The organism is Bradyrhizobium sp. NBAIM03 (assembly GCF_020194055.1).
Classification (GTDB): Bacteria; Pseudomonadota; Alphaproteobacteria; order Rhizobiales; family Xanthobacteraceae; genus Bradyrhizobium; species Bradyrhizobium yuanmingense.
The window spans coordinates 155,270-171,690 of record NZ_JADYVS010000006.1 but is presented as its reverse complement, the minus strand read 5'-3'; the positions used below and the strand labels follow the sequence as shown (position 1 = coordinate 171,690).

At 63.7% G+C, this 16,421-nt stretch carries 17 protein-coding genes and 1 pseudogene; 15 read left to right on the top strand and 3 right to left on the bottom strand.

Annotated features, from left to right (window positions below):
* Window positions 1-171 precede the first annotated feature (171 nt).
* Both I6F21_RS11350 and I6F21_RS11345 read right to left on the bottom strand, forming a co-directional pair.
* Window positions 172-945, bottom strand: a complete 774-nt coding sequence (locus I6F21_RS11350) for a Crp/Fnr family transcriptional regulator (RefSeq protein ID WP_036023359.1) — start codon at window positions 943-945, stop codon at window positions 172-174.
* A gap of 99 nt (window positions 946-1,044) precedes the next feature.
* On the bottom strand, window positions 1,045-1,341 hold the full coding sequence (locus I6F21_RS11345; protein WP_036023361.1) for a gamma-butyrobetaine hydroxylase-like domain-containing protein: 297 nt from the start codon (window positions 1,339-1,341) through the stop codon (window positions 1,045-1,047).
* 205 nt (window positions 1,342-1,546) lie between these two features.
* On the opposite strand from I6F21_RS11345, the gene I6F21_RS11340 reads away from it, so the two are divergent.
* From I6F21_RS11340 to mmsB, 13 genes and pseudogenes are all read left to right on the top strand, one after another.
* The gene (locus tag I6F21_RS11340) at window positions 1,547-2,320 is read left to right on the top strand and encodes a ferredoxin--NADP reductase (RefSeq protein ID WP_036035046.1); all 774 of its coding nucleotides are present in this window, start codon (window positions 1,547-1,549) and stop codon (window positions 2,318-2,320) included.
* A gap of 101 nt (window positions 2,321-2,421) precedes the next feature.
* Complete coding sequence (locus tag I6F21_RS11335; protein WP_225141333.1) at window positions 2,422-4,164, top strand: fumarate reductase/succinate dehydrogenase flavoprotein subunit; 1,743 nt, start codon at window positions 2,422-2,424, stop codon at window positions 4,162-4,164.
* 32 nt (window positions 4,165-4,196) lie between these two features.
* Entirely contained in the window at window positions 4,197-4,430 is a 234-nt protein-coding gene (locus I6F21_RS11330; protein ID WP_007593252.1) for a ferredoxin family protein, read from the top strand.
* A gap of 2 nt (window positions 4,431-4,432) precedes the next feature.
* Window positions 4,433-5,410: a HEAT repeat domain-containing protein gene (locus I6F21_RS11325; RefSeq protein WP_036023369.1), complete on the top strand. Its 978-nt coding sequence runs from the start codon at window positions 4,433-4,435 to the stop codon at window positions 5,408-5,410.
* 112 nt (window positions 5,411-5,522) lie between these two features.
* Window positions 5,523-6,695, top strand: coding sequence for a fumarylacetoacetate hydrolase family protein (locus I6F21_RS11320; protein WP_225141335.1), 1,173 nt, complete (start codon window positions 5,523-5,525; stop codon window positions 6,693-6,695).
* A 299-nt stretch (window positions 6,696-6,994) separates the two neighbouring features.
* A pseudogene (locus I6F21_RS11315) lies at window positions 6,995-7,132 on the top strand (sugar ABC transporter substrate-binding protein); the annotation flags it as partial.
* A 145-nt stretch (window positions 7,133-7,277) separates the two neighbouring features.
* The gene (locus I6F21_RS11310; RefSeq protein WP_036005559.1) at window positions 7,278-8,054 is read left to right on the top strand and encodes a FadR/GntR family transcriptional regulator; all 777 of its coding nucleotides are present in this window, start codon (window positions 7,278-7,280) and stop codon (window positions 8,052-8,054) included.
* Window positions 8,051-8,977, top strand: coding sequence for a Gfo/Idh/MocA family oxidoreductase (locus I6F21_RS11305; protein WP_225141337.1), 927 nt, complete (start codon window positions 8,051-8,053; stop codon window positions 8,975-8,977). Before I6F21_RS11310 ends, I6F21_RS11305 begins: the two co-directional genes overlap by 4 nt.
* A gap of 2 nt (window positions 8,978-8,979) precedes the next feature.
* Complete coding sequence (locus I6F21_RS11300) at window positions 8,980-10,056, top strand: aldose epimerase family protein (RefSeq protein ID WP_225128864.1); 1,077 nt, start codon at window positions 8,980-8,982, stop codon at window positions 10,054-10,056.
* Window positions 10,056-10,934, top strand: coding sequence for an SMP-30/gluconolactonase/LRE family protein (locus I6F21_RS11295; RefSeq protein ID WP_225141476.1), 879 nt, complete (start codon window positions 10,056-10,058; stop codon window positions 10,932-10,934). The genes I6F21_RS11300 and I6F21_RS11295 overlap by 1 nt, the downstream gene beginning before the upstream one ends.
* 71 nt (window positions 10,935-11,005) lie before the next feature.
* A complete protein-coding gene (gene chvE, locus I6F21_RS11290; protein WP_036005529.1) occupies window positions 11,006-12,076 on the top strand; it encodes a multiple monosaccharide ABC transporter substrate-binding protein in 1,071 nt (356 codons plus the stop codon).
* A gap of 245 nt (window positions 12,077-12,321) precedes the next feature.
* Window positions 12,322-13,899 (top strand): multiple monosaccharide ABC transporter ATP-binding protein, encoded by a 1,578-nt coding sequence (mmsA, locus tag I6F21_RS11285; protein WP_225141340.1) that lies wholly within the window; start codon window positions 12,322-12,324, stop codon window positions 13,897-13,899.
* Window positions 13,896-15,086, top strand: a complete 1,191-nt coding sequence (gene mmsB / locus I6F21_RS11280; protein WP_036005525.1) for a multiple monosaccharide ABC transporter permease — start codon at window positions 13,896-13,898, stop codon at window positions 15,084-15,086. Before mmsA ends, mmsB begins: the two co-directional genes overlap by 4 nt.
* Before the next feature lie 100 nt (window positions 15,087-15,186).
* On the opposite strand, the gene I6F21_RS11275 is transcribed toward mmsB, so the two are convergent.
* Complete coding sequence (locus I6F21_RS11275) at window positions 15,187-15,354, bottom strand: hypothetical protein (protein ID WP_085974376.1); 168 nt, start codon at window positions 15,352-15,354, stop codon at window positions 15,187-15,189.
* 170 nt (window positions 15,355-15,524) lie between these two features.
* Between I6F21_RS11275 and I6F21_RS11270 the strand changes: the two genes are divergently transcribed.
* Both I6F21_RS11270 and I6F21_RS11265 read left to right on the top strand, forming a co-directional pair.
* Complete coding sequence (locus I6F21_RS11270; protein WP_225111792.1) at window positions 15,525-16,100, top strand: cytochrome c oxidase subunit 3 family protein; 576 nt, start codon at window positions 15,525-15,527, stop codon at window positions 16,098-16,100.
* Window positions 16,101-16,102: 2 nt separating this feature from the next.
* Entirely contained in the window at window positions 16,103-16,363 is a 261-nt protein-coding gene (locus tag I6F21_RS11265; RefSeq protein ID WP_225141342.1) for a cytochrome C oxidase subunit IV family protein, read from the top strand.
* Window positions 16,364-16,421 lie beyond the last annotated feature (58 nt).

The following is a 16,421-nucleotide window of genomic DNA, read 5'->3' as shown; positions in this document are numbered from 1 at the left end:
TTCGGTTGGATGTGCTGTGGGTGCCATGATTGGGGGAGGGCGCAAGCAGGGCAAATCCGGAGTGGCCGCCGCAGTCGATTAGTTGCCGGGAAAAGCTGATTGCATACTCCTTGGGCAGTCCTGCACTATAAAGCCGCTTGCCTGTGCATCGGCCATGGTCGCGGGCCCCCTTCAATCCGTCGCCTGGCCGCGCATCTCCTCGAGAATGTCGGTCCGGCAGACCACGATCTGCGACCGTTTGGTCAGCACGATTCCCTTCTCCTGCATCCGCTTCAGGCTGATCGTGACCCATTGCCTGGTGGCGCCGACCATGTGGGCGATGTCGGCGTGGGTGAAGGCCGCGGCGATCACCGTGCCGTCGGCATCCTCGACGCCGTAGAGCTCGACGAGATGCAGCAAGAGATGGGCGAGACGTTGCGTGATCGAGCGCGTCCCCAGCATCTGGGCCAGCGCCGAATAGCATTTGCCCTTGAACGTCAGGCCTTCGATCAGGCCAATCGCGAGGTTCGGGATCTCTGTAGCAAGGGACCGCAGTTCCTTTCCGGGCAGGTGCACGACGCTGCAATTACTGGAGGCAACGCCGGACCATTGATGTACGGTGCCTTCGAACACTTCGGGACCGCCGACGAAATTGCCAACATGCCAATAGGCCAGCGTGATTTCGCGTCCAAGTGGCGAGGTGTAGAACACGCGGATGCGGCCGCTCTCGATCAGCCAGATGCCGTCATGCTTGCCGCCCTGGCTGAACAGCGTCTGGCCGCGGTTGAGGACCTTGCGGCGGCCCTGCTTTAGCACCAACTCGCGCTCGCGAGGTGAGAGCTTGTCCATCAACGGTGGTGGACCGCCGATCCATTGCTGGTTCTCGGTGAGCAGTAGCGAGGAGCTGCCGGCAGGCCGTATCGCTGCGGGAACAGCCCCGCGCACCGCATTCGCCGCCTGCAACATCGCCTGCCTCCCGAACGTTCAAATCGTTCTAAAGAGGAGCAATGTCCGTGCCAGATGGGGGCAGACGCCTCGCGCGGGGAAATGACACCGAAGACCGGGTCACCGCCCCGCCAAGTTCAGCAGATACGACTTCGGATATATTCCCCGGTTGTGCCCATCCGAGAACGAGATGTTCAGCCCATAGCCGAGATCGCCGATGTCGGTGATCGCAATTCCCGGAAACGCTTTGGGGAAGCGGCCGTCGAAGCGGGCGCGGGTGCAATGGGCGCATTTGCAGGAGAGGCGGAGTGTTTCGGCAGAAACGCTGAGCGCGTCGTCCTGCGCCGTGCGGACCAGGAGCGAAGCGAGATCGGCGCTGGCTTCGTAGCCGGCAACGGTCGGTGCCACCAATGTCATTATCATGACGAACCTCTGACTTCATTCTACGTCGAGACGGGAACGCACGAATAGCAACTAATTGCCGGTGCGGGCGGGATCGCGAGCCTGTTCTTCGAGCAACCCACGCGAAATGTGAAACTAATCCACCGGGAATTTCACTTCAGAATTGCCGGACTCTCCTCTCTCCGAAACCTTGCGCGTCATCGATGACCAAGGAGAGACGATGAGTGCATTTCAGAAGGAAACGGTTCTGTCGGTCAGGCACTGGACCGATTCCCTGTTCAGCTTCACCGCGACGCGCGATCCCGGCTTCCGCTTCCAGAACGGCCAGTTCGCAATGATTGGTCTGGAGGTCGGGGGCAAGCCGTTGATGCGGGCCTACAGCATGGCCAGCGCCAATCACGAGGAGGCGCTCGAATTCTTCTCGATCAAGGTGCAGGACGGCCCGCTCACCTCTCGCCTTCAGAAGATAAGGGAAGGCGACATCATCCTGGTCGGTCGCAAGGCGACGGGCACGCTGATCACCGGCAACCTCATTCCGGGAAAACGCCTGCTGCTGCTTTCAACTGGAACGGGCCTGGCGCCCTTCGCCAGCCTGATCAAGGACCCCGACGTCTATGAGAATTACGAGACCATCGTGCTCGCCCATGGCTGCCGCCAGGTCTCGGAACTCGCCTATGGCGAGCACCTCGTCGAGGACCTGCGCAATCACGAATTCTTCGGCCCCTTGATCCGCGACAAGCTCGTCTACTACCCGACCGTCACCCGCGAGCCGTTCCGGAATCGCGGCCGCATCACCGACCTGATCGCCTCGAACCAGCTCTTCGAGGATATCGGACAAGCGAGCCTCGACATCGAAACTGACCGCATCATGCTGTGCGGCAGCCCGGCGATGCTCGAGGAACTCCACGCGATGTTCGCGGCGCGCGGCTTTGTCGAGGGCAACCATAGCCAGCCCGGCCATTTCGTCATCGAAAAAGCCTTCGTCGAGCGCTGAGCTACAAATCGCGTCCCAGCGACAACTAATTGCTATCGCGGCGACGCCCCCTGAACAAATCTGACGCAAAGGCGCCGGGATCGGCGAACCAGGAGCAAGCGATGGCACTAGATCAGATCGTCGACGGACTTTCGGAAGTTTCCTGCGATGTGCTGGTGATCGGCGGCGGCACAGCCGGCCCGATGGCGGCACTGAAGGCGAAGCTGAAGAACCCGAAGGCCAATGTCGTCCTGCTCGAGAAGGCGAACGTCAAGCGCTCCGGCGCGATCTCGATGGGTATGGATGGGCTCAACAACGCCGTCATCCCCGGTTACGCGACGCCCGAGCAGTACACCAAGGAAATCACCATCGCCAATGACGGCATCGTCGACCAGAAGGCGGTCTATAAATACGCGCAGAACTGCTACAGCATCATCGAGGAGCTCGACAGTTTCGGCATCCGCTTCCTGAAGAACGAGAACGGCGACTATGCCGTCAAGAAGGTGCACCACATCGGCACTTACGTTCTGCCCATGCCGAACGGCGAGACCGTGAAGAAGGCGCTGTACCGTCAGCTCCGCCGCGCCCGCATCCTCATTTCCAACCGCTACATGGCGACGCGCCTGGTCAAATCGGCCGACGGCCGCATCGCCGGGGCCATCAGCGTCAATACGCGGACCGCCGAGATGCTGGTGATCAAGGCCAAGGCCGTGATCCTCTGCATGGGCGCCGCCGGTCGCCTCGGTCTGCCGACGTCCGGCTACATGTTCGGCACCTACGAGAACGCCGCCAATTCCGGCGACGGTTACGCCATGGCCTATCACGCCGGCGCAGCGCTCGCGAACCTCGAATGCTTCCAGATCAACCCGCTGATCAAGGACTATAACGGCCCGGCCTGCGCCTATGTCGCCGGCCCGTTCGGCGCATATACGGCAAACAACGAAGGCTCGCGCTTCATCGAATGCGACTACTGGTCCGGCCAGATGATGCTGGAGTTCTACAACGAGCTCCTCTCGGGCAAGGGTCCGGTGTTCCTCCAGCTCAAGCATCTCCACCCCGACACGATTTCCGAGATCGAATCCACGCTGCACAAGGTCGAGCGTCCGACGCGCGGCCTGTTCCAGCAGGGGCGCGGGGTCGACTACCGCAGTGAGTCCATCGAGATGCATATCTCCGAGATCGGCTTCTGCTCCGGCCACAGCGCGTCAGGCGTGTTCGTCGACGACAATGCCCGCACCACCGTACCCGGCCTCTATGCCGCCGGCGACATGGCGAGCGTCCCGCACAATTACATGCTCGGCGCCTTCACCAACGGCTCGGTCGCAGGCATCGACGCGATGGAGTTCGCCGACAACCATGATTTCGCGGAGTTCGACGCGGCCGAGGTCGCCATGGAACGCGACCGCGTGATGGCGCCGACCAAGCGCGAGGACGGCATTCCGCCGAACCAGATCGAGTACAAGACCCGCCGCCTGGTCAACGACTACCTCCAGCCGCCAAAGGTCACGCGCAAATATGAGCTCGGCATGCGGCGGCTCGCCGAAGCGCGTGAGGATATGCAGGAGCGCATGATCGCGCGCAACGCGCACGAATTGCTGCGCGCGCTCGAAGTGCAGTCGATCCTGGACTGCGCCGATATGGCCGCACACGCTTCGCTCTATCGCGAAGAGAGCCGCTGGGGTCTCTATCACTGGCGGACGGACTTCCCGGAGAAGGACAATGAGAACTGGTTTTGCCACACGCTGCTGTCCAAGCAGGACGGCAGGATGACCAGCGAGAAGCGCGCAGTCGAGCCCTATGTCGTGCCGATCGCGGACGACGAGAAGGACCTCTACGACAAGCAGCGCATTCGCGCCTCGGCCTGATCCACCAGAACATAGCCAACAGGAGACATCACATGCCTCTCGCGTCCTATCAGACATCGGTTCCGGTGGTGGTCGACGACGCCAAATGCATCGCGGACAAGGGCTGCACGGTGTGCGTCGATGTCTGCCCGCTCGACGTGCTGCGCATCAGCGACATGACCAACAAGGCCTACATGGCCTATGACGAGTGCTGGTATTGCATGCCCTGCGAAGCGGATTGTCCGACCGGCGCCGTCACCGTCAACATTCCCTATCTGTTGAGGTGATCATGTCGAGCCCGTTCGAATCCTATGACGATCTCGAAGACGCCGACGAGCGGCTGCAGGCGGCCGATCCCGCCGAACGCCGCGTCGCCATCATTGCACTCGGTCATTCCGGCGATCCCGCCGCGGTCGCACATCTCGCCAAAATGGTCACCGATCCCGATGCCGGTGTGCGCCAGCAGGTCGCGATGGCGCTCGGCGAGTTCGACGGACCGGAGGCAGCAAGCGCGCTGGTGAAGCTGCTCGTCGATCCCGAGAGGATCGTCGCGGCGGCTGCGGCCGACAGCATGGCTGAATTCAAGGATCCCGCCTGCGCCGACGCGATCCTGCCGCTGGTCAGGCATACCCACGCTTTCGTCCGCATGGGCGCTCTGCGCGCGCTGAAGGAACTGCGCCGCAGGGATACACTCAAGCCCGCGCTGGAAGCGCTCCAGGACCCTGACGCCGCCGTCCGTGTGCAGGCGATCGGCGTGATCGGCTTTCTCAAGCTGGAAGAATCCATTCCGGCGCTAACCGCGCTGATCAACGATCCCGATGCCCATGTGCGCCGCGCCGCCGTGAGCGCATTGGCCTTTTCGCAGATGAAGCCGGCGGCGGAGACCATCACCCGCGCGCTGAAGGATGCCGACTGGATGGTCCGCGAGATGGCAGCGGAGACGCTGGGTCTCAACGTGAATGGTGCAATCGCGGCTGATCAGCTCGTCGGCTGCCTCGCGGACGAGTTCTGGCAGGTGCGGCTGAAGGCGATCCGCAGCCTTGGCAAGATGAAGATCGAACGCGCGGTGCGGCCGATCGGCAATTGCGTCAATCACGACCAGGCGAATTTGCGCAAAGAGGCCGCCGCCGCGCTAGGTGAGATCGGCCACCCTGACGGCGAGGCATTCCTGGCCGTGATCGCCGACGATCCTGATCCTGATGTCCGCAAGAATGCGCGCTGGGCACTGCACCAGATTGCAGCGCGAAAGGCGCGGGCAGGGGCATAATTGCACGGCGCGTCGCCGCTCTGGACTTCCAGCGCCAGACGTTTATTGGTCTTCGCTCACGGGAACGGCCGCTGCGAATGCGGCCGTTCCTTAGAACAGCGAGGACGCGGCCATGACGACATTGACTGTAAAGGACCTTCTCCCCGAGGACGGCACGAAGGGAACGCTGGTCGGCCGCGTCTGGCTGCCGCAGGTCAACGGTCCGGCCATCGTCGCCGTGCGCGGTGACGGCGTGTATGACGTCACAGCAAAATTTCCGACCATCAGCGCGCTCTGCGAGATGGACGATCCCGCCAAGGCGCTTGCCGCCACCAAGGGCGAGCGCATCGGTGATCTCGAGGCGATCGTGGCCAACACCCCGCCGGACGGGCGCGATCCCCAAAAGGCCTGGCTGCTCGCGCCCGTCGATCTCCAGACGCTGAAGGCCGCCGGGGTCACCTTTGCGATCTCGATGCTCGAACGTGTCATCGAAGAGCGCGCCAAGGGCAATCCGGCCTCGGCCGAAGCGATCCGGAAAGAAGTGACGCGCCTGATCGGCGACGATCTGTCAAAGCTCAAGCCGGGCTCGGATCAGGCGATGCACCTGAAGCAAGTGCTGATCGATCAGAATGCCTGGAGCCAATATCTTGAGGTCGGCATCGGTCCGGATGCCGAGGTTTTCACCAAGGCGCCCACCTTGTCGTCGGTCGGCACCGGCATGGATGCCGGCCTGCACCCGAAATCGACCTGGAACAATCCCGAGCCCGAGCTCGTGCTGTTCGTGTCGAGCCGCGGCGAGATCGTCGGGGGCGCGCTCGGCAACGACGTGAACCTGCGCGACTTCGAGGGCCGCTCGGCGCTGCTGTTGTCGAAGGCCAAGGACAACAACGCGTCCTGCTCGATCGGCCCGCTGCTGCGCCTGTTCGACGACACCTTCACGCTCGACGACGCGCGCAGGCTGGACATCAGCCTGAATGTCACGGGCGCGGACGGCTTCGTTCTCGACGGCCATTCCTCGATCAGCAAGATCAGCCGCGATCCGACCGATCTCGTCGCGCAGACCATCGGCAAGGTGCATCAATATCCTGACGGCTTCGTGCTGTTCCTCGGCACCATGTTCGCACCCGTGAAGGATCGCGATGCGCCGGGGCAGGGATTCACCCACAAGCGCGACGACATTGTCACTATCGCAGCGCCTCAGCTCGGCAAGCTCGTCAACCGCATGCGCACCAGCGACGAGTGCGAGCCCTGGACGTTCGGCATCGGCGCACTGATGAAGAACCTGGCGCAGCGGAAGCTGATCTAGCGCTGCTGCCCTTCGCCTCCCGCAAGCGGGGGCGCACCTTCGCCCCGCTGACAGCTGAGGCTCCATCGCGCCGCCTAATTTTTTCATCCCTCCGTTGCATGAAGGGAGCAAAATCGCGCTGAACGTGTCATAACTCAGCTCGCCCCACCTCGCCTGCTTTGCTCCAAATAGTCAAATAATATGACTAGTCGGAACTCAACTTCCGTGAAATAGTGCCCGCCGCTGGTGCGAAGGCCGGCCTGTGGGTGCCATGCTACCAATCGGCGCCCCCGGATAAAACATCTTGGGAGACGCGCCTGATGCCCCCTAAAGCTCTCTGTGCGGCCAGCGCCATGGCCGCCTTGTTGCTCGCGACGCCGGCCAGCGCCCAGCTCACGATCGGCTTCTCGCAGATTGGATCGGAATCCGGCTGGCGCGCGGCCGAAACGTCCGTCTCAGCATGAAGTCGACCTCCTGCACCGCGCCAAAGCTCTTGCTGATCCCCCGCACCTCGGGCGTGCTTCTATTCGCCTTCATTGTCCTGCTGCAGGGGCTGGTCGCGCTTGCGCGCCGGCCGGCGGCGAAGCATGCGGGAGCGGCGTCATGACCTCGCGGATCGTCGTCATCCCGACGCGGCGGGCCCATTCCAACCATGCGGAGGTGGCGCGTTCGATCGGCGTCGACATCATCGCCGGCCGCTATGCGGAAGGCACGCGCCTGCCGGGGGATGCCGAGATGATCGCAATGTTCGGCGTGTCGCGGCCGGTGCTGCGCGAGAGCGTCAAGACGCTGGTCGCCAAGGGCCTGCTCACCACCAAGGCGCGGGTCGGCACCGTCGTGCGCGAGCGAGGTGCCTGGAACATGTTCGACGCAGACGTGCTGGCCTGGCACCTCGATGCCGGCATCGACAAGCGCTTCCTTGACGACCTCGCCGAGATCCGTCTCGCCGTGGAGCCGCGCGCGGCGATGCTGGCGGCAACACAGCGATCCGAGCAAGACATCAGCGAGCTGCGCCGCAGCATGGATCGGATGCGGCATGAAGCGTCCGACTCGGTCGGTTTTGCAGATGCAGATCTCGCGCTTCATGTTGCCGTGGCGCGTGCCTCGGGCAATCTGTTCATGCGCTCGATTGGGCATGTCATTGAAGCAGCGCTGCGCGCCTCTTTCCTGCTCAGCGCTCCGGTCGAGCCGGAGGATCGCGATACCGTGCTGCTCTGGCATCAGAAGATCGTCGATGCCATCGTCGCGGGCGATGCCCATGCCGCATCCGAGGCCATGGTCTATGTCATTCACAACGGCATGCGCCGCCATGACAGTACGGCGATCGAAACCGCCCCGGCCGAGCCGCCACCGTCGGCCGACACTGGAGAACAAGCGTGACAGACCTTCGCATCGCCATCGTCGGCTTCGGCAAGATCGCGCGGGACCAGCATGTGGCGGCGATCGCCGCCACACCGGGCGCAACGCTTGCCGCCGTGGCGAGCCGCAACGCCTCGCTGCAGGGGGTGCCGCATTTTGCGACCATCGAGGAATTGCTTCAGAAGGGGCCGCCGATCGACGCGGTCTCGCTCTGCACGCCGCCGCAGGTGCGACGGGCCCAGGCCGCGGCGGCGCTCGCCGCCGGCAAGCACGTCATGCTGGAGAAGCCGCCGGGCAACGGCGTTGCCGAGCTTGATCCGTTGATCGCGATGGCGGCGGGTGCGAAGCGGACATTGTTTGCGACCTGGCATTCGCGCTATGCGCCGGCGGTGGAGCCGGCCCGGCAATGGCTCACTGATCGGCACATCAAATCCGTTCACATCAGCTGGAAGGAAGACGTGCGTGTCTGGCATCCCGGGCAGGGCTGGATCTGGGAGCCCGGCGGCCTCGGCGTGTTCGATCCGGGCATCAATGCGCTGTCGATCCTGACCAGGATTCTGCCGAAGCCCGTGTTCGTCACCGCGGCCGAGCTGGCCTTTCCAGCCAATTGCCAGGCGCCGATCGCGGCGAACGTGAACCTGACGGATATCAGCGGCCTGCCCGTGACCGCCGAGTTCGACTTCCGCCAGACCGGGCCGCAGAGCTGGGATATCCTCGTCGAAACCGATCAGGGCCGGCTGACGCTGTCCAGCGGTGGCGCGCGCATGGCCGTCGACGGCAAGGTGCTTGTCGAAGGGCCCGATGAGGAATATCGCGGGCTCTACCGACGCTTCGTCGCGCTCGCAGCAACCGGCGCAAGTGACGTCGATCTGACGCCGCTCCGTCTCGTCGCCGACGCCTTCCTGCTCGGCAAGCGCACGATCGTCGAACCGTTTGTGGATTGAGCATGGCCGCATCAACAATCACAAGAGACGTGTTCGGGACGCTGCCCGACGGCCGCGAGGTCGAGCGCGTCGTGCTGCGCGGGGAGGGCGGCTTCGAGGCGCGCATCATCAGCTACGGCGCGGTGCTGCAGGCGTTGATCGCGCCGGATGCCAACGGCGGATATGACGACGTCGTGCTTGGCCATGATGCCTTCGCCGGCTATCTCGCCGAACGGAAGTTTCTGGGCGCCACCGTCGGCCGCTATGCCAACCGCATCGCCAAGGGACAGTTTTCGCTTCAAGGCGAGACGGTGCAGCTAGCGGTCAACAACGGTCCGAATGCGTTGCACGGCGGGCTCGAGGGTTTTGATCGCAAGCTCTGGGAGATCGCGGAGATCGACGGAGGCGCCGAGCCCGCGGTGACGCTCACCTATGTCAGCCCGCACGGGGAGGAGAGTTATCCCGGTAGGCTCGACGTTCGCGTGACCTATCGCATCACCGGGCCGACCGAGCTGTCGCTGCTGATGGAAGCGCGGACCGACCGGCCGACCGTCGTCAATTTGACCAACCACAGCTTCTTCAATCTCGAGGGTGCGACGTCAGAGACGTCCATTCTCGACCACCGCCTGATGGTCGCCGCCGAGCAATTCCTCGCCATAGATGCCACCGCCATTCCGCTGCCGGAGTCGCCGCGCAGCGTGGCCGGCACGCCGTTCGATTTCCGCAAACCGTGGCCGGTGGGCGAGCGCATCCGCGAAGGCGACCCGCAATTGCAAAACGGCAGGGGCTACGACCACACCTATTGTCTCGGGCGCGACGGCAAGCTTGCGCTCGCGGCGCGGCTGGAGGCGCCGCGCTCCGGGCGCATCATGGAGCTGCTCACCGATCAGCCCGGACTTCAGGTCTATTCGGGCAATTATCTCGACGGTACGATGTCCGGCAAGGGCGGCAAGCTGATCCGGCAATCGGACGCCATGTGCCTGGAGCCGCACATCTGGCCCGACGCGCCGAACCGGCCGGATTTCCCGAGCCCGCGCCTCTATCCCGGAGGGGTCTATCGCCATCACACGGTCTATCGCTTTTCAGTGAGGTCGCCATGATGGAGCAGGTGCCAACGACTGTCCTCTCGGATCATCCTTGCCATCTCGGCGAAGGTCCGACCTATGACGTGACCACCGACACGGCCTGGTGGTTCGACATTCGCGAAGGCAAGCTGTTCGAGGCGCAACTCGGCACCGGCACTGTCCGCAGCCACGCGCTCGGGCGGATGGCGAGCGCGCTGGGGCGTATCGACGCCGAGCGGCAGCTGATCGTCGCCGAAGATGGCCTCTACATTCGCAAGCTCGCTGATGGTTCGATGACGCTGTTCTGTCCGCTCGAAGCGGACAATCCGATGACGCGCTCAAACGATTGCCGCGTGCATCAATCGGGTACGTTCTGGATCGGCACTATGGGCAAGAAAGCCGAGCCGAAGGCGGGCGCGATCTACGCGCTTCATCGCGGCAAGATCTCGACGCTGTTTCCCGGCATCAGCATTCCCAATTCGATCTGCTTCTCGCCCGACGGCGCCACCGGCTACTTCACCGACACGCCGCGTGCGGTGCTCTATGCCGTGCCGCTCAACCCCGCGACCGGCCTGCCGCGCGGCGAGCCGGAGGTGCTGTTGCGCCACAGCGGCATCGGCGGTCTCGACGGTTCGGTATGCGACGCCGACGGGCAGATCTGGAATGCGTGCTGGGGCGCGAGCCGGATCGACGTCTACTCGCCGCAAGGCGAGCGCCTGCGTTCGCTTAGCGTGCCGGCGAAGCAGGCGAGCTGCCCCGCCTTCGTCGGCCCCGACCTGTCGCGCCTGCTCGTCACGTCGGCCTGGCAGGATATGGACACGGCGGCACGCGCTGCCGATCCGCAAGCCGGCTGCACCTTTCTGCTCGAAGCAGCCGCGCGCGGACGCGCGGAACCCGACGTCAAGCTGGCATAGGAGGCCCAAGCCGTACACGACCGTCGTTCTCGACACCACGAAGAAAGTCTGACACCCAAAGGGAGTGAAACATGCTGAAACTGAAGACAACATTTCTCGCGCTGGCGTTGGCCAGTGCCGCCACGATGGCCACAGGCGTCGCTGCCTTCGCCCAGAAGGCGACGGTCGGCATCGCCATGCCGACGAAGTCCTCGGCGCGCTGGATCGACGACGGCAATAACATGGTCAAGGTGCTGAAGGAGCGCGGCTACAACACCGACCTGCAATATGCCGAGGACGACATCCCGAACCAGCTCTCCCAGGTCGAGAACATGGTGACCAAGGGCGCCAAGGCGCTGGTGATCGCCGCGATCGACGGTACCACCTTGTCCGACGTGCTCAAGCAGGCGAAAGCAAAAGGCATCACCGTGATCGCCTATGACCGCCTGATCCGCGGCACGCCGAACGTCGACTATTACGCGACCTTCGACAACTTCCAGGTCGGCGTGCTCCAGGCGGAGTCGATCGTGCAAGGTCTCGGCCTGAAGGACGGCAAGGGCCCCTTCAACATCGAGCTGTTCGGCGGCTCGCCCGACGACAACAATGCCTACTTCTTCTACAACGGCGCCATGAGCGTGCTGAAGCCGTATATCGACAGCGGCAAGCTCGTCGTCGTGTCCGGCCAGATGGGCATGGATAAGGTCGCGACCCTGCGCTGGGACGGCGCCACGGCGCAGGCCCGCATGGACAACCTGCTCAGCGCCTACTACGGCAACAAGAAGGTCAACGCCGTGCTGTCGCCCTATGACGGCCTCTCGATCGGCATCATCTCCTCGCTGAAGGGCGTCGGCTACGGGAGTGCCGGCCAGCCGATGCCCATCATCTCGGGCCAGGATGCCGAAGTGCCCTCGATCAAGGCCATGCTGCGCGGCGACCAGTACTCGACCATCTTCAAGGACACCCGCGACCTCGCCAAGGTGACCGCTGACATGGTCGACGCCGCGCTCGCCGGCAAGCAGGTCACCGTCAACGACACCAAGACCTACGAGAACGGTGTCAAGACCGTGCCGTCCTATCTGCTGAAGCCGGTTGTGGTCTACAAGGACAATTGGGAGAAGACCCTGGTCGACAGCGGCTACTACAAGAAGTCGCAGTTCCAGTAAGACTCTCTCTTTTTCCCCTCTCCACGCTTGCGGGGAGAGGGTTAGGGTGAGGGGCCTCTTTCCATACGGGCAGTGGTTGGTATGCACTCCGTCATTGCGAGCGCAGCGAAGCAATCCAGTCTGCCACCGCGGAAATTGTCTGGATTGCTTCGCTGCGCTCGCAATGACGATGTGGATGCAGCGATATCAGTCAACCTCTCCCCGCACGCGGGGAGAGACGAAGTAACGCAAGGGACACCAAAGCCATGACCGCCATGCTGGAGATGCGCAACGTCAGCAAGAGCTTTGCCGGCGTGCAGGCATTGCGCGACGTCAACTTCTCGGTTCGCGCCGGGCAGATCCATGCGCTCGTCGGCGAGAACGGCGCCGGCAAGTCGACGCTGATGAAGGTGCTGAGCGGGGTCTATCCGCACGGCAGCTACGAGGGCACCATCGTCTTCGAGGGCGAGGAGCGCCGCTTCCGCGACATCAATGATTCCGAGGCGCTGGGCATCATCATCATCCATCAGGAGCTGGCGCTGATCCCGCTGATGTCGATCGCGGAGAACATCTTCCTGTCGCATCCGCCGTCGAAGTTGGGGGTGATCGACCGCGACGAGGTCTACCGGCGCACGCGCGAGCTGCTGGCGCAGGTCGGCCTGAAGGAATCGCCGGATACGCTGATCACCGATCTCGGCGTCGGCAAGCAGCAGCTCGTCGAGATCGCCAAGGCGCTGTCCAAGCGGGTGCGGATGCTGATCCTGGACGAGCCGACCGCGAGCCTTAACGAGGCCGACAGCGCCGCGCTGCTCGAACGCCTGATGACCTTCCGCGAGCAGGGCATCGGCTCGATCCTGATCTCACACAAGCTGAACGAGGTCGCCAAGGTCGCCGACCACATCACCGTGCTGCGCGATGGCCGCACGGTGGACAGCATCGACTGCCATGCCGAGCCGATCCAGGAAGACCGCATCATCCGCAGCATGGTCAACCGCGATATGGCGCACCGCTTCCCGGAGCGCAACGTGAAGATCGGCGAGCCCGTGCTCGACGTCGAGAACTGGTCGGTCTATCACCCCATCCATCCCGAGCGGCAGGTGATCAAGAACGTCAGTTTCGGTGTCAAGCGCGGCGAGGTCGTGGGCATTGCCGGGCTTATGGGGGCAGGGCGCACCGAGTTCGCCATGAGCCTGTTCGGCCGCTCCTGGGGCACCAATATCAGCGGCACTATCCGGCTCGAAGGCCGTGAGATCGCGCTGCCGAGCGTCGCCGCCGCGATCGACGCCGGCCTAGCCTACGTCACCGAGGACCGCAAGCAGCTCGGCCTGATCCTTGCCGACGACGTCCGCAAGAACATTACGCTGGCGAGCCTCGACCAGGTTGCACCTGGCAGGGTGATCGACGACATCGCCGAGCTCAAGGTCGCCAGCGACTACCGCAACCGCATGCGCATCCGCTGCTCCGACGTCTACCAGGAGACCGGCCAGCTCTCCGGCGGCAACCAGCAAAAGGTCGTGCTGTCGAAATGGCTGATGACCGACCCGAAGGTCCTGATCCTGGACGAGCCGACCAGGGGTATCGACGTCGGTGCCAAATATGAGATTTACTGTATCATCAACGAGCTTGCGGAAGCCGGCCGCGGCGTCGTGGTGATCTCCTCGGAGATGCCCGAGCTGCTCGGCATCTGCGATCGCATCTGCGTCATGAACGACGGCGCCTTCGTCGGCGAGTTCAAGGGCTCAGAGGCGACACAGGAAAAGATCATGCGCGCCATCATGCGCAACGAACGAAGCATTGGGAACGCCGCGCCCGCGGCCGCGGAGATGGGAGGATCGCAGCTATGACCGACAAGACGGTTTCGCTGCCCGAGGAGCGCCGGCACGGCAGCTTCATCAAGAACAATTTGCGCAATTACGGCATGTTGATGTCGCTGGTTGCAATTATGCTGTTCTTCCAGGTCGTGACCGGCGGCACGCTGCTGCAGCCGCTCAACCTCACCAACTTGGTGCTGCAGAACAGCTACATCGTCATCATGGCGCTGGGCATGCTGCTGGTCATCGTCACTGGCCATATCGACCTTTCGGTCGGCTCGGTCGCAGGCTTCATCGGCGCCGTGGCGGCCTTGCTGATGGTGACCTACAAGGTCGATTATACGCTCGCCTTCATCGCTTGCCTCGCGCTCGGTGGCGCGATCGGTGCGGCGCAGGGCTATTGGGTGGCCTATTTCAAGATCCCCTCCTTCATCGTGACGTTGGCGGGCATGCTGGTGTTCAAGGGCCTAGCGCTCGCGGTGTTGCAGGGCCAGTCGCTCGGGCCGTTCCCGGCCACCTTCCAGAAGCTGTCCTCGGGTTTCATTCCGGAACTGCTGCCCGAGGCCGGCACGCTGCATCCGACCTCGATGCTGATCGGCGCCGTTCTCGCGCTCGGGCTCGTCTATGCCAGCGCCAAGGGAAGGTCGCGCGAGCAGTCGCACGGCATCGAGGTCGAACCCTATGCGTTCTTCCTCGGCAAGAGCATCTTGCTCGCCTGCGCCGTGCTGTATTTCACCTATCTGATCGCCTCGCATCGCGGCCTGCCGAACGTGCTGGTGATCATGACCGCGCTGATCGCGCTCTACGGCTTCGTCACCCGCCGCACCGTGATTGGCCGGCAGATCTACGCCGTCGGCGGCAACGCCAAGGCGGCGAGCCTGTCGGGCATCAAGACGGAGCGCCTGACCTTCCTCACCTTCGTCAACATGGGCGTGCTCGCCGCGCTTGCCGGCCTCGTCTTCGCCGCGCGGCTCAACACGGCGACTCCGAAGGCCGGCCTCGGCTTCGAGCTCGACGTCATTGCCGCCTGCTTCATCGGCGGCGCCTCGGCCTATGGCGGTGTCGGGCGAGTCGGCGGTGCCGTGGTCGGCGCCATGATCATGGGCGTGATGAACAACGGCATGTCCATCCTCGGCATCGGCATCGACTATCAGCAGGTCATCAAGGGCCTGGTGCTGCTGGGCGCGGTGTGCATCGACGTGTACAATCAGCGGCGGTAGCGCTTCGTAGCCCGGATGCAGCGCAGCGTAATCCGGGTCTCTGCGCTTGGTGAGATTTCCCGGATTGCGCTGCGCTGCATCCGGGCTACGGTCCTAAGCACTACGGCAGCGGTGATTGCGTCGTGAACAGCACGGTCGCGATCCCGATCGAGAGCCCCACCGCCGATACGGTTCCCACCGTCGACAGCACGCCCATGCGCCTGAGCGCGATGGCGAAGGCAATGATGATGGGTGTTGCGGTCATCAGCCCGATCTGTGCATCGCTCATGGGATCGTCCGGCGCTCCGTGAAGCTCTGAGCCGGTTCGTACCGCGAAACGGCTGGCTGAACGTTGTGTCGGCGCAAACAGGAGCCCTGCAGTCCTCCAGTTTGTCCGGCAACAAATTCGGAACCGGGTGGCCGAGCTAAGTCTGACCGGTGTCCTGATCCGGAAAGACGATGTCGACGGCCGAGTGCGAACAGCAGGAAACAGGCTGGGGAATCCTGCAGGATCTCCCCGGCGATCCCATGATCTGGGTGCTGATCTTCAGCGAACTCGTCGCCTTCGGCCTGCTCCTCGGCGCCTTCTCTGTCGCCCGCGCGATTCACCCCGCGATGTTCGCGGCCGGGCAGGCCACGCTCGATTCGCATCTCGCCGGCCTCAATACCGTCGTGCTGGTGACCAGCGGCTGGGCGGCGGCCCGGGCGACCAAGGCCGTGCGGAATGGACAACGGGCAACGACACGATACTGGCTTCTCGGCGCCATGGCGCTCGGCTGCCTTTTCATCGCGATCAAGCTCGCAGAGTACGCCGAAGAAACCGGGCGCGGGGTCGGGCTTGAGACCAATCCCTTCTTCACGCTCTACTTCCTGCTGACCGGCTTTCATCTCCTGCACGTTGGCCTCGGCATCATCATTCTCGCCGTGGTCTGCCGCCGAGCCGGGATATCAGGCGTCGAGACGGGAACGGCCTTCTGGCACATGGTCGATCTGGTCTGGATCGTGATGTTCCCGATCCTGTATCTGGTGAAATGACGATGCCAGATCGTGTCGACGTCACCTGGATCGCCTTGATCGGCCTTGCGCTTGCGACCGTCCTGCTGCCGCCGCTGATACCACGGACGCTGCTCGGCAACGCTCTGCTGCTTGCCTTCGCCGCGCTCAAGGGGCATCGCATCGCGCTCGACTTCATGGATCTTCGCGCCGTCCTCGCACTCTGGCGTGGTCTCGTCGCGAGCTGGATCCTCATCGTGCTGCTGCTTGCCTGGCTCGCCTCGGCGCTCGTCGCCCTGATCTGACGCGCTCATTGCGCCCTGACAAAGAACGGGCCGGGCAAAGCGGCAATAAATCACACCA